At 72.5% G+C, this 12,829-nt stretch carries 14 protein-coding genes; 11 read left to right on the forward strand and 3 right to left on the reverse strand.

Annotated features, from left to right (window positions below; all coding sequences use genetic code 11):
• The 4 genes from M8J74_RS42425 to M8J74_RS42440 all read left to right on the forward strand — a co-directional run.
• On the forward strand, window positions 1–807 hold an 807-nt coding region (locus M8J74_RS42425; protein ID WP_505016723.1), incomplete at its 5' end, for an MFS transporter.
• Between the two features lie 180 nt (window positions 808–987).
• Window positions 988–2,793: a DEAD/DEAH box helicase gene (locus M8J74_RS42430; RefSeq protein ID WP_249841505.1), complete on the forward strand. Its 1,806-nt coding sequence runs from the start codon at window positions 988–990 to the stop codon at window positions 2,791–2,793.
• Between the two features lie 311 nt (window positions 2,794–3,104).
• Window positions 3,105–3,746, forward strand: coding sequence for an IclR family transcriptional regulator (locus M8J74_RS42435; protein WP_249841506.1), 642 nt, complete (start codon window positions 3,105–3,107; stop codon window positions 3,744–3,746).
• A 108-nt stretch (window positions 3,747–3,854) separates the two neighbouring features.
• Complete coding sequence (locus M8J74_RS42440; RefSeq protein ID WP_249841507.1) at window positions 3,855–4,646, forward strand: YlbL family protein; 792 nt, start codon at window positions 3,855–3,857, stop codon at window positions 4,644–4,646.
• A 48-nt stretch (window positions 4,647–4,694) separates the two neighbouring features.
• Here the strand turns inward: M8J74_RS42440 and M8J74_RS42445 are convergent, their stop codons facing one another.
• Entirely contained in the window at window positions 4,695–5,174 is a 480-nt protein-coding gene (locus tag M8J74_RS42445) for an Lrp/AsnC family transcriptional regulator (protein WP_058925031.1), read from the reverse strand.
• Between the two features lie 127 nt (window positions 5,175–5,301).
• Between M8J74_RS42445 and hppD the strand changes: the two genes are divergently transcribed.
• From hppD to nthA, 5 genes are all read left to right on the forward strand, one after another.
• Window positions 5,302–6,447 carry a 4-hydroxyphenylpyruvate dioxygenase gene (gene hppD, locus M8J74_RS42450; protein ID WP_249841508.1) on the forward strand — a complete coding sequence of 382 codons (1,146 nt, stop codon included), beginning with the start codon at window positions 5,302–5,304 and terminating at the stop codon, window positions 6,445–6,447.
• A gap of 89 nt (window positions 6,448–6,536) precedes the next feature.
• On the forward strand, window positions 6,537–7,403 hold the full coding sequence (locus tag M8J74_RS42455) for a phage baseplate protein (protein WP_249841509.1): 867 nt from the start codon (window positions 6,537–6,539) through the stop codon (window positions 7,401–7,403).
• A gap of 21 nt (window positions 7,404–7,424) precedes the next feature.
• Window positions 7,425–7,709 (forward strand): SH3-like domain-containing protein, encoded by a 285-nt coding sequence (locus M8J74_RS44740; protein ID WP_058925034.1) that lies wholly within the window; start codon window positions 7,425–7,427, stop codon window positions 7,707–7,709.
• Window positions 7,699–7,989, forward strand: a complete 291-nt coding sequence (locus M8J74_RS44745) for an SH3-like domain-containing protein (protein WP_283949280.1) — start codon at window positions 7,699–7,701, stop codon at window positions 7,987–7,989. The genes M8J74_RS44740 and M8J74_RS44745 overlap by 11 nt, the downstream gene beginning before the upstream one ends.
• Window positions 7,979–8,560 (forward strand): nitrile hydratase subunit alpha, encoded by a 582-nt coding sequence (nthA, locus tag M8J74_RS42465; RefSeq protein WP_249841510.1) that lies wholly within the window; start codon window positions 7,979–7,981, stop codon window positions 8,558–8,560. The genes M8J74_RS44745 and nthA overlap by 11 nt, the downstream gene beginning before the upstream one ends.
• A 1-nt stretch (window position 8,561) precedes the next feature.
• Here nthA and M8J74_RS42470 read toward each other — a convergent pair whose 3' ends face one another.
• Complete coding sequence (locus M8J74_RS42470) at window positions 8,562–10,007, reverse strand: tetratricopeptide repeat protein (RefSeq protein WP_249841511.1); 1,446 nt, start codon at window positions 10,005–10,007, stop codon at window positions 8,562–8,564.
• A gap of 91 nt (window positions 10,008–10,098) precedes the next feature.
• Here M8J74_RS42470 and M8J74_RS42475 point away from each other — a divergent pair, with 91 nt between their 5' ends.
• Window positions 10,099–11,505, forward strand: coding sequence for an FAD-binding oxidoreductase (locus M8J74_RS42475; RefSeq protein ID WP_249841512.1), 1,407 nt, complete (start codon window positions 10,099–10,101; stop codon window positions 11,503–11,505).
• 17 nt (window positions 11,506–11,522) lie between these two features.
• On the opposite strand, the gene M8J74_RS42480 is transcribed toward M8J74_RS42475, so the two are convergent.
• Window positions 11,523–11,936, reverse strand: coding sequence for an SsgA family sporulation/cell division regulator (locus M8J74_RS42480; protein WP_249841513.1), 414 nt, complete (start codon window positions 11,934–11,936; stop codon window positions 11,523–11,525).
• Window positions 11,937–12,178: 242 nt separating this feature from the next.
• Between M8J74_RS42480 and M8J74_RS42485 the strand changes: the two genes are divergently transcribed.
• The coding region (locus M8J74_RS42485) for a DUF2510 domain-containing protein (RefSeq protein ID WP_249841514.1) at window positions 12,179–12,829 on the forward strand (651 nt) is incomplete at its 3' end.

Here is a 12,829-nt window from a genome sequence, read left to right on the forward strand (position 1 = left end):
GCCCCCGGTGACACCGCCGCCCCCTCCGCCGGCCGGCGCCGCATCCGGCTCGCGCTCGGCGTCTCGCTGGGCGCCGGACTGCTCCAGTACGCCGCCCAGGACCTGCGCTGGCTCTCCCTGCTCCCCGGCCTCGCCGGCGCCGCGCTGCTCGTGCCCGCCGTGCGCGGCCTGCTCCCGCGCGGCACCTACCGGGCGGCGCGCGGGCTGCCGTCCGTCGTGCTGCTGCGGGGCGTCTCCGCGGGGTCCTTCGTCGCCGCCGAGTCCTTCGTGCCGCTGATGCTGGTCACCGAGCGGGGGCTCACCCCGACGCTGGCCGGGTTCTCGCTCGCGGCCGGCGGCGGGACGTGGGCGCTGGGGTCGTGGCTGCAGTCCCGGGCGCGGGTGGAGCCGTACCGGGAACGGCTGATGACCGTGGGCATGCTGCTCGTGACGGCCGCGATCGCCACCGCGCCCAGCGTGCTGATCCACTCGGTGCCCGTGTGGACCGTGGCCGTCGCCTGGGCCGTCGGCTGCTTCGGCATGGGCCTGGTGATCTCCTCCACCAGCGTCCTGCTGCTCCAGCTGTCCGCCCCCGAGGAGGCCGGCGCGAACTCCGCCGCCCTGCAGATCTCCGACGGCCTGTCCAACACCGTGCTGCTCGCGGCGGGCGGCGCGGCCTTCGCGGCGCTCGGAGGGGGAGCGGTGGGCCACACCGCGACCCAGGCCTCCGGTTCGCATCCGGCGGCCTTCGCCGCGGTCTTCCTGCCGATGGCCGGCGTCGCCCTGGTCGGGGCCTGGGTGGCCACCCGGCTGCGGGGGCGGCCGTAGGCGGTGGCGGTTGTGACGTGGGTCCCACCCACGGGCGACCCGGCCTTGTCCGCGCGTCGACACCGGTGGGCCGCCGGTAGGGTGGCCCGGTTGTCATACCCAGCCGAGCACCCCGACCTCGCCCACCGAGCCGGACCCCGACCGTCGTAGACCGAGCCGCCCGACCCACCCCCGGAGATCGTGACTACCACCGCCGCCACCAGCTCCGCCTCGCACTCCCACCACCTGTCTCCCGCCTTCCCCGGCCGCGCCCCCTGGGGCACCGCCAGCAAGCTGCGTGCCTGGCAGCAGGGGGCGATGGAGAAGTACGTCCAGGAGCAGCCGCGCGACTTCCTCGCCGTCGCCACGCCCGGCGCCGGCAAGACGACCTTCGCGCTGACGCTCGCGTCCTGGCTGCTGCACCACCACGTCGTGCAGCAGGTGACCGTGGTCGCGCCGACCGAGCACCTGAAGAAGCAGTGGGCGGAGGCGGCCGCGCGGATAGGGATCAAGCTCGACCCCGAGTACAGCGCGGGCCCGCTCGGCAAGGACTACCACGGCGTCGCCGTCACCTACGCCGGTGTCGGCGTGCGGCCCATGCTGCACCGCAACCGGGTCGAGCAGCGCAAGACCCTCGTGATCCTCGACGAGATCCACCACGCCGGTGACTCCAAGTCGTGGGGCGAGGCCTGTCTGGAGGCGTTCGAGCCGGCCACCCGCCGCCTGGCGCTCACCGGTACGCCCTTCCGGTCCGACACCAACCCGATCCCCTTCGTCACGTACGAGGAGGGCAACGACGGCATCCGGCGCTCGGCCGCCGACTACACCTACGGCTACGGCAACGCCCTCGCCGACCACGTCGTGCGGCCCGTCATCTTCCTCTCCTACAGCGGCAACATGCGCTGGCGGACGAAGGCGGGCGACGAGATCGCCGCGCGGCTCGGCGAGCCGATGACGAAGGACGCGATCAGCCAGGCCTGGCGGACGGCCCTGGACCCGCGCGGCGAGTGGATGCCGAGCGTGCTGCGCGCCGCCGACCAGCGGCTGACCGAGGTCAGGAAGGGCATCCCGGACGCGGGCGCCCTGGTCATCGCCTCCGACCAGGACTCCGCGCGCGCCTACGCCAAGCTCATCCGCGAGATCACGGGGACCAGGGCGACGCTCGTGCTGTCCGACGACGCGGGCGCCTCCAAGCGGATCGACGACTTCAGCCAGAGCAACGACCGGTGGATGGTCGCCGTCCGCATGGTGTCCGAGGGCGTCGACGTGCCCCGGCTCGCGGTCGGCGTGTACGCCACGACCATCTCCACCCCGCTCTTCTTCGCCCAGGCCGTCGGCCGCTTCGTGCGCTCCAGGCGCCGCGGCGAGACCGCCTCCGTGTTCCTGCCGACCGTCCCCGACCTGCTCACCTTCGCCAACGAGATGGAGGTCGAGCGCGACCACGCCCTCGACAAGCCGAAGAAGGAGGGCGAGGAGGACCCGTACGCCGAGTCCGAGAAGGAGATGGAGGAGGCGAACAAGGAGCAGGACGAGGACACCGGCGAGCAGGAGCAGTTCGCCTTCGAGGCGCTGGAGTCCGAGGCGGTCTTCGACCGGGTGCTCTACGACGGTGCCGAGTTCGGCATGCAGGCCCACCCGGGCAGCGAGGAGGAGCAGGACTACCTCGGCATCCCGGGCCTCCTCGAGCCCGACCAGGTGCAGTTGCTGCTGCAGAAGCGGCAGGCCCGGCAGATCGCGCACAGCCGCAAGAAGCCGGACACCGAGGCCGACCTGCTGGAGCTGCCGGCCGAGCGGCGGCCCGTCGTCTCGCACAAGGAGATGATGGAGCTGCGCAAGCAGCTGAACACCATGGTCAGCGCCTACGTCCACCAGAGCGGCAAGCCGCACGGCGTGATCCACACCGAGCTGCGGCGGGTGTGCGGCGGGCCGCCGAGCGCGGAGGCGACGGCCGGGCAGCTCAGGCAGCGGATCGCCAAGGTGCAGGAGTGGGCCACGCGGATGCGGTGACGCCGCCGCCCCGGCCGGCCACCGGGGCGCGTGGGGCCTGTGCGCGTATCGGGACAAACCCAGGTAGTCCCTCCTGTCCCATGCCCGGATTCTGGACGGAGACTTCCGCTCAGCGAACCCCCTTCGCTACTGTCCCGCTACGCACACGCCCCGTGGCAGCGCCGCCGCGGAGCGCAGCCGTGAAGCGACGCGGCCCGGTACTGGCCGGGTCGCCGGCCGATCGGCGGCCTCTGTTGCGCGTCGCCGACGGGACTCGGTGACGCATTGCCGCTCGGAGGTCGCCGACCTCACCACTTGGAGGAGTGGGCGTCGTGACCGCGGAGACCTCTCAGACGCTCGACCGGGGACTGCGCGTCCTCAAGCTGCTGGCCGACACGGACCATGGGCTGACCGTCACCGAGCTTTCCACCAAACTGGGCGTGAACCGGACCGTGGTGTACCGGTTGCTCGCCACGCTGGAGCAACACGCCCTGGTACGCCGTGACTTGGGCGGACGTGCCCGGGTCGGGCTGGGCGTGCTCAGGCTGGGACGGCAGGTGCATCCGCTCGTGCGGGAGGCCGCGCTGCCGGCCCTGCGCTCGCTCGCCGAGGACATAGGGGCGACGGCTCATCTGACGCTGGTGGACGGCGCGGACGCGCTGGCGGTCGCCGTCGTCGAGCCCTCCTGGACCGACTACCACGTGGCCTACCGGGCGGGCTTCCGGCATCCGCTGGACCGGGGGGCGGCCGGCAAGGCGATCCTGGCGGCGCGGGCCAAGCCGTCGGGGGAGTGCGGGTACACCCTCACGCACGGCGAGCTGGAGGCGGGCGCCAGTGGCGCCGCGGCGCCGTTGCTCGGGGTCACCGGGGTCGAGGGGAGTGTCGGAGTCGTGATGCTGGCCGACGCGGTGCCCGAGCGGGTGGGGCCGCGGGTGGTGGACGCGGCACGGGAGGTCGCCGAAGCCCTGCGGTGAGCCGCGGCTCGGCCGAGTGCGCGGGGCCGCCGCGGGCGGGAAACAGCCTGTCCGCGGGCCCTGCGGCCCGAAGGCGGCCGAAAGGGTTCTTCGCGTTAGATTGATCCCGTGCTCTCTCGCCTCACACGCCCCCAGGCCCTCGCCGTCTGTGCGCTGCCCGTCGTGGCGTTGATCGCCACCGCGGTCTTCGCGCCGCTGCCGTTCTCGCTGGCGCAGCCCGGGATGACCGCGAACGTGCTCGGGGAGAACAAGGGCACCCAGGTGATCACGATCTCGGGCGCGAAGACCCGTACGACCAGCGGGCAGTTGCGGATGACGACGATCGAGGCGACCAACCCGGACACCCGGGTCTCCCTCGGTGACGTGCTCTCCGCGTGGTTCGCCACGGACAAAGCCGTCATGCCGCGCGACGCCGTCTACCCCAGCGGGCAGTCCACCAAGGAGATCGAGCAGCACAACAGCGCGCAGATGAAGGAGTCCCAGGACGCCGCGACCGAGGCCGCGCTGGACTACCTCCATCTGAACGGCAAGGACGTCAAGGTCACCCTGAAGCTCGCCGACGTGGGCGGGCCCAGCGCGGGGCTGCTGTTCACGCTGGGCATCATCGACAAGCTCGACGGCAACGGCAGCGGCGGGGACCTCACGGGCGGCCGCAACGTCGCCGGTACGGGGACCATCGACGCCGACGGCAAGGTCGGCGCGGTGGGCGGTGTCGCGCTGAAGACGCAGGCCGCCCGGCGGGACGGGGCCACGGTGTTCCTGGTCCCGAAGGACGAGTGCTCCGACGCCAAGTCCGAGCTGCCGAAGGGGCTGCGGCTGATCCCGGTGACGACGCTGAAGGGCGCCGTGGACTCGCTGGTGGCGCTGGAGAGCGGCAAGGGCTCCGTCGCCGCCTGCTGATGCCCGGTCCGGGCCCGAGCGAAGCCGAGCCGGTCCGAACGACAGGCTCTAGCCGCCCTCCGCGTCCCGCGCCGCCTGCTCCACGAGCGGGATGATCCGCAGCGGCACGGGGTTCTCCATCACGATCGCGGTGGCGGCCCGGACGATGCCGTCGATGGCGACCACCCGGTCGATGACCCGCTGGAGATCCGCGTTGGAGCGGGCCACCAGCCGGCACAGCATGTCCCCGCTGCCGGTGGTGGTGTGCAGTTCCAGCACCTCCGGCACGGACGCCAGGTGCGCGCGGACGTCGGCGCCCTGGCCCTGGCGGATCTGCAGGGTGGCGAACGCCGTGACCGGATATCCGAGGGCCGCCGGATCGACCTGGGGCCCGAAGCCCCGGATGACCCCGCCTGACTGGAGCCGGTCCAGCCGCGCCTGCGCCGTCCCGCGCGCCACCCCCAGCCGCCGGGACATCTCCAGCACCCCGATCCGCGGCTCCCGCGCCAGCAGGACGAGAATCCGGCCGTCGAGCTGGTCGATCGCCACAGCAGCCTCCCGAAAGCGATGGTCATCCTGTACAGAAAGGCCGCGCCGACGGCCCTCCCGCTGAACAGATTGTCCAGCGAATACGCAAACTATTGCGCACCTTGCGGCTCCGCATCAGGCTGCGGCTATGACCCAGACCACACACCACACTCCCGACACCGCCCGGCAGGCCGACCCCTTCCCGGTCAAGGGAATGGACGCGGTCGTCTTCGCCGTGGGCAACGCGAAGCAGGCGGCGCACTACTACTCCACCGCCTTCGGCATGCGGCTGGTCGCCTACTCGGGACCCGAGAACGGCAGCCGCGAGACCGCGAGCTACGTGCTCGAGAACGGCTCCGCCCGCTTCGTGTTCACCTCGGTCATCAAGCCCGCCACCGCCTGGGGCCACTTCCTCGACCGGCACGTGGCCGAGCACGGCGACGGCGTGGTCGACCTCGCCATCGAGGTCCCGGACGCCCGCGCCGCGTACGCCTACGCGCTGGAGCACGGCGCGAAGAGCGTCGCCGAACCGTACGAGCTGAAGGACGACAACGGCACGGTCGTCCTCGCCGCGATCGCGACCTACGGCGAGACCCGCCACACCCTGGTCGAGCGCACCGGCTACGACGGCCCCTACCTCCCGGGCTTCGTCGCCGCCTCCCCGATCGTCGAGCCGCCGGCCCAGCGCACCTTCCAGGCCATCGACCACTGCGTCGGCAACGTCGAACTCGGCCGGATGAACGAGTGGGTGGAGTTCTACAACAAGGTCATGGGCTTCACGAACATGAAGGAGTTCGTGGGCGACGACATCGCCACCGAGTACAGCGCGCTGATGTCGAAGGTGGTGGCCGACGGCACGCTCAAGGTCAAGTTCCCGATCAACGAGCCCGCCATCGCCAAGAAGAAGTCCCAGATCGACGAGTACCTGGAGTTCTACGGCGGCGCGGGCGTCCAGCACATCGCGCTCAACACCAACGACATCGTCCAGACGGTACGGACGATGCGGGCGGCCGGCGTGGAGTTCCTCAACACCCCGGACTCGTACTACGACACCCTCGGCGAGTGGGTCGGCGACACCCGGGTGCCGATCGAGACCCTGCGCGAGCTGAAGATCCTCGCCGACCGCGACGAGGACGGCTACCTGCTGCAGATCTTCACCAAGCCGGTCCAGGACAAGCCGACCGTCTTCTTCGAACTCATCGAGCGGCACGGCTCGATGGGCTTCGGCAAGGGCAACTTCAAGGCCCTGTTCGAGGCGATCGAGCGGGAGCAGGCCAAGCGCGGAAACCTGTGAGCGCAAAGCCTTGCGACCGGTGAACACCGGTTGACACCCTCGAGTCCTGCGGGTGCCGAAGGGGCGCCCACAGGACTCGGGGAACTCCAGTGACCTCTGCGATCAACCTCGCGGTGCCGTCGGTTCGCTGGCTGTGGCAGAAGGCCACGCTCAAGGAGCCGACGGTGCTGCAGTCGTTCGCCTTCGACGAGCCGAACAAGCACCTGTACGTGCTCCAGGTCACCGCCACCGGCCACGCGGCCGGCGATCTGTGCCTCAACAAGCTGGACTACAAAGGCGACCGGCTCGGCCACATGTACCTCAAGGGCTTCGGCCACGGCGTCAGCATGGGCGTCCAGCGCGACGCCGAGGACGGCTCCACCTGGATCTGGACCGAGGCCGCCGCCGTCCACGGCTACGGCCAGGGCGTCACCCGCTTCCACTTCGCCGACGGCGCCACCCGCACCGCCGCGAACGTCAGGATCCGCAAGCCGATAGCGGGCTCCACCAACAACCAGCCCTCGGTCTGCCAGGACTCCGGCCGCATCGCCGTCCGCTACCGCGACCCGGCGAACAGGCCCCGCTACCGCGTCTGGGACCTCGACGCCTTCACGGCCCGCGACTACGGCGACCCGATCGCCGACTTCGCCCAGGTCGGCGCCCACCCCGACCCCACGATCCCGTTCCAGGGCTACGCCCTGTACCGCGACGCCGTCTACCAGCTCGCCGGCACCGCCTACAACACCACCACCAACCCGGCCGCAGGACACGGCAACTCCTACGTCTCCAGCGTCTCCGTCGCCACCGGCGAACTGCTCCAGCAGCAGCGCACCCAGGCCGGCTACAACCTCACCCACCGCGAGCCGGAGGGCGTCGCGGTGCGCGCCGGCTCCGACCCGAAGGTGCACATCGGCTTCGCCTCCGGGGACCTCGGCGCGCGCCGCTTCTCCATCTTCGTCAAGGAGGACAGCGACTGAACCGCGTCGTAGCCTTGGCGCATGGCCAGGATCAACGACGTGGGCGGAACGCAGGGCTTCGGCGCCGTCGACATCACCGACGACGCCGAACCCTTCCACGCCGACTGGGAGGCCCGGGTCGTCGGGATGCTCAACGCCCTGCGCGAGCAAGGGCTGTTCAACACCAACGAGTTCCGCGACGCGATCGAGTCCATGCCGCCGGCGGAGTACCTGACGACGTCGTACTACGAGCGCTGGTTCGAGGCGATCCGCATCCTGCTGGAACGCAAGGGCGTGCTGAGGCCGGGTGAGCTCGATGCCGGCTGACCGCTTCCCGCCCGGCACCCGCGTCCGCACCTTCCCCCACGACCCGCCCCACCACACCCGCCTGCCGCGCTACGCCCGCGGCAAACGGGGCGTCGTGATCGAGCCGGAGGGACCCGCGGAACTGGCCGACGTCAGCGCCCAGGGCCGCGGGGACGCGCCGGTGGAGCAGGTCTACGCGGTCCGGTTCGCGGCCCGCGACCTGTGGGGCGAGGGCGACCACCACGTCGTACTGGATCTGTGGGAAAGCTATCTGGAAGAGGACCACGGGCATGAGCGGTGACCACTCCGACGCGACGATCGCCCGCCGGGTACGACGCCTGGAGACCCTGCTGGAGGACAAGGGCGTCCTCTCCGGCGCCCGCCTCGACGAGATCATCGACGCGACCCTCACCGGGGCGACACCGGCGAACGGGGCGCGGGTCGTCGCGCGGGCCTGGGTGGACGAGGAGTTCAGGTCCCGCCTGCTGGCGGACGGGACGGCCGCGGTGCGTGAACTCGGCTTCATGGAGGGCTCGTACCAGCGGCTGAGGGTCGTCGAGAACACCGCGACGACCCACAACGTCATCGTCTGCACCCTGTGCTCCTGCTACCCGCTGCGCCTGCTCGGCCCGTCCCCCAGCTGGTACAAGTCCGAGGCCTACCGCTCCCGGGTGGTGCGGGAACCACGGGCGGTGCTCGCGGAGTTCGGCCTGGAACTGCCGGCCGGCACGGACATCACCGTGTGGGACTCCAGCGCCGAGACCCGCTACATGGTGCTGCCGCGCCGGCCCGAGGGCACGCGGGAGCTGGGTGAGGAGCAGCTGGCCGCGCTGGTGACCCGCAACGCGCTCATCGGCACGGCCCCCGTATGACTCAGCCCTCCTCGTCCTGAGTGTCCTTGTCCTCCTCGCCGCCCGGCACCGGCACGTCCGGCGGCTCGCCCAGTGCCGCCAGCGCCTGCCGCGCCGAGGGGACCTGCAGCGGGGAGAAGTACGGGTTGACGCGCAGCGCCTCCTGCAGGTGCCGCCGGGCGGACCCGGGCAGCTCCGACTCCTTCTCGATCATGCCCCGGTGGTACGCGTACAGCGCGCTGCGCACCCCGCCCCCGTGCACCGGATCGGTCGCCGCCGTCGCGAACCGCAGCGCCTCCTTGTCCTGCCCGGCCCGGTGCAGCGCCCAGCCCAGCGCGTCGGCCACCTCGATGCCGGGCTGCTTGCGCCACTCGGCGCGCAGCAGCTGCACGGCGGCCCGGGCGTCCCCGTGGTCGGCCTCCAGCCGCCCGAGCACCAGCGTCTCGTCGACCCCCGCCTCGGCCACCTCGCGCACCCGCGCCCGCACGGCGTCGTACTCCACCCGGGCCGCCTCGCCGAGCCCCAGCGACTCGTACAACTCGCCCAGTTCCAGGGCGTACTGGGGACACGGCTGCTTGGCCAGGGCCACCCGGTAGGCATTCAGGGCCTCCGTCGCCCGCCCCAGCGCGGCCAGCGTCCGCCCCTGCCCGGCCAGCGCCGCCCGCTGGTCGGGATCGATCCGCACCGCCTCCTGGAAACGCCGCAGCGCGTCCTGCAGGTCCCCGCGCTCGAAGGACAGCTCCCCCGCCCGCTCCAGCCACGCGGCCCGCTCGGCCGGCGACGACGCCCCCGCGGCCGCGTCGGACAGCTGGGCCGCCGCGTCCTCCCGCCAGCCCCGGTCGCGGTAGACGGCCGCCGCCCGCGCCCGCACGGCCGGTCCGCCGTGCAGCTCCAGCAGCCGGTCCAGGGTCCGCTTGACCGCCTTGTAGTCACCGAGCCCGGTGTAGGCGTCGAGCAGCGGCGGATACGTCGTCCACCGCTTCGGGTCCACCTTCAGCGCCGTCTCGCCCCAGGCCCGCGCGGCCGGGAAGTCCCGGCGGGCGTTCGCCAGCGCCGCCATCCCGTCCAGCGCCGCGACCCGCACGTCCTTGCGCGCCCCCGCCACCCGCAGCGAGGTCCGCAGCGCCTGCTCGGCCCGCGGATACTCCGCCGCGTCCGCGGTCCTGCGCCCCTGCTCCACGTACGCGTCCCCCAGCACCGCCCAGGCCCGCGCGTCCCGCGGATGCCCCCGCACCCACGCCTCCCGCTCCCCGATCAGCATGCCCAGTTCCGGCAGCCCGGCCGGCACCCCCGCGACGACGGCCGACAGCGCCTGCGCGCCCGCCGCCGGAGCGACGACGGGCCTGGTCACGGGCCGTTCCCAGGGCCACAGCGCCACCGCCGCGCCGAGCACCAGGGACCCGGCGAGTGCGGCGATCAGCAGCCGCCCGCCGGTCCGCGGACGCCGTTCCTCCTGCTCCTTCTCCATGCCGCTCACTCTGCGCCAGTACGACGACCACACCCGGCATACGTCCACTGCCGTAGACGGGGTTCACACCGATGGCCCCGGGTGCGACGCTGTGATCATGAGCCGTATCGAAGCGCCCTCCGACGCAGCCACCGGAAACCTCGTCGACCGGCTCCTGACCGGTCTGCCCGCCGAGGCCGTCCTGATCGACCCCGACGTCACGGCGTCCTACGCCAACGACATGGCCAGCTTCTGTCCCGCCGGCCCCCCGGCCGTGGTCGTGCTGCCCCGCACCGTCGAGCAGGTGCAGCACGTCATGCGCATCGCCACCGAACTGCGCGTCCCCGTCGTCCCGCAGGGCGCCCGCACCGGCCTGTCCGGCGGCGCCAACACCTCCGAGGGCAGCATCGCGCTGTCCCTGACCAAGATGGACCGCATCCTGGAGATCAACCCGGTCGACCGCATCGCCGTGGTCGAACCCGGCGTCGTCAACGCCACGCTCTCCCGCGCGGTCAACGAACACGGCCTGTACTACCCGCCCGACCCCTCCAGCTGGGAGATGTGCACGATCGGCGGCAACATCGGCACCGCCTCGGGCGGCCTGTGCTGCGTCAAGTACGGCGTCACGGCGGAGTACGTCCTCGGCCTCGACGTCGTCCTCGCCGACGGCCGCCTGATGTCCACCGGCCGCCGCACCGCCAAGGGCGTCGCCGGCTACGACCTCACCCGCCTCTTCGTCGGCTCCGAGGGCTCCCTCGGCATCGTCGTCCGGGCGGTCCTGGCGCTCAAGCCGCAGCCGCCCGAACAGCTCGTGCTGGCCGCCGAGTTCCCCTCCGCGACGGCCGCCTGCGACGCGGTGTGCCGGATCATGGCCGGCGGCCACGTCCCCTCGCTGCTCGAACTCATGGACCGTACGACGGTCAAGGCCGTCAACGACCTCGCGCACATGGGCCTGCCCGAGAGCACGGAGGCGCTGCTGCTGGCCGCCTTCGACACCCCGGACCCCGCCGCCGACCTCGCCGCCGTCGGCGCCCTGTGCGAGGCCGCCGGCGCCACCCAGGTGGTGCCCGCCGACGACGCCGCCGAGTCCGAACTCCTCCTCCAGGCGCGGCGGCTGTCGCTGACCGCGCTGGAGGCGGTCAAGGGCACGACGATGATCGACGACGTGTGCGTGCCCCGCTCCAGGCTCGGCGAGATGCTGCAGGGCGTGGAGCGGATCGCCGAGAAGTACGACCTCACCATCGGCGTCTGCGCGCACGCCGGCGACGGCAACACCCACCCCACCGTCTGCTTCGACGCGGCCGACCCCGACGAGTCCCGGCGCGCCCGCGAGTCCTTCGACGAGATCATGGCCCTCGGCCTGCAGCTCGGCGGCACGATCACCGGCGAACACGGCGTGGGCGTGCTGAAGAAGGAGTGGCTGGCGCGCGAGATCGGGCCGGTCGGGGTCGAGATGCAACGGCAGATCAAGCAGGTCTTCGATCCGCTGGGCATCCTCAACCCCGGCAAGCTCTTCTGACCGGGGCAGCGGCGCGGTCACCGGGCGAGCAGCTGGTCGAGCGCGTCGTCGATCCCCAGCTGCCCGCCCTCGGTCCCCGGCGGCACCACCCGCAGCGTCCGCTCCAGCCAGGCGGACACCTGCGCGGCGGGCGCCTCCAGCAGGGCGTCCCCGTCCGGTGAACTCAGCGCCATCAGCACGACACCGCGCCCCTCGGTCTTCGTCGGCCACACGCGCACGTCACCTTGCCCGCACGGCCGGAACACCCCCTCCACCAGCAGCTCGCGCGCGAACGTCCAGTCCACCGGCTGCTCGGAGTGGATGTGGAAGGCGACGTGCACGGCGTAGGGGTCGTCGGTGCGGTAGCTGAGCCGGGCCGGCACCGGGATGCCGCGTTCCGGCGACAGGATCAGCCTGAGTTCCAACTCGCGTTCCACGACGGTGTAGTGCATGACGTCCGGTTCCTCTCTCGGTCAGGTGTACGGGGCCCCGTGGGCGGGGCCGTACAGGGGAGAGAGGGGTGGGGCCGCGACCATTACGCGGGTTCGGAGAAGTTTTTTCCGAGCGTGTGAATCCGGTGCGCGAGGTTGCCCGGAAAAGGGTGGGTCCAGCGGGACCGGGGGTACGGCTCGCGCCGGTCTGATAGATGTGGTGGCCCCTCTATTCACCCGCGAGCAGATACGGGACGACGGACATGAGCGCCCCATCCCCGGCCCCCGGCGACGACAGGCCCCGCGAAGGGTACTACCCGGACCCGTCCATTCCTGGATATGTCCGGTACTGGAACGGTGCCGCCTGGGTACCGGGCACCAGCCGTCCGGCGCCGTCGGACGGCGAGGCGCTCGACCCGCCGCCCGGATCGGGCCCGGTCCCCGCACAGGCTCAGGTCGCCTCGGTGCCCCCGGTCGAGGAGACCGGCCCGCACTTCTTCGACGAGGACCCCGAGCCGGGACCGACGGCCCCCGCGGAGCCCGCGCAGGGCGGCCGCCCCGAGCCGGCGTCCGCCTGGGGCGCCGACCGCTCCCGGCAGTCCGGCTTCGGCGGCGACCAGGACCGCCGCGTCTCCTGGGGCGCCGACCCCCGTGTTGCGTCCGCCGGCCCGGACCGCACGGCCAGCACCGACGGCTCGGCGACGATCCCGCCCGCCCGGACCGGCCCCTCGGAGGCCGACTCACCCGGCACGTTCGTCTTCCGCAGGGTGACGGCGGGCGACGGCCCGCGGGGCGACGCGGCCGACGGCTCCTCCGCCACGCCCGCCCCCGGCGGCCCGGCCGCCGACGAGGGCACCATGACCTTCCGTGCCGTGTCCCAGCGCACGGGGCAGCAGGGCGGGGCGCAGGGCGGC

The sequence above is a fragment of the Streptomyces panaciradicis genome, assembly GCF_023516615.1.
Classification (GTDB): Bacteria; Actinomycetota; Actinomycetes; order Streptomycetales; family Streptomycetaceae; genus Streptomyces; species Streptomyces panaciradicis.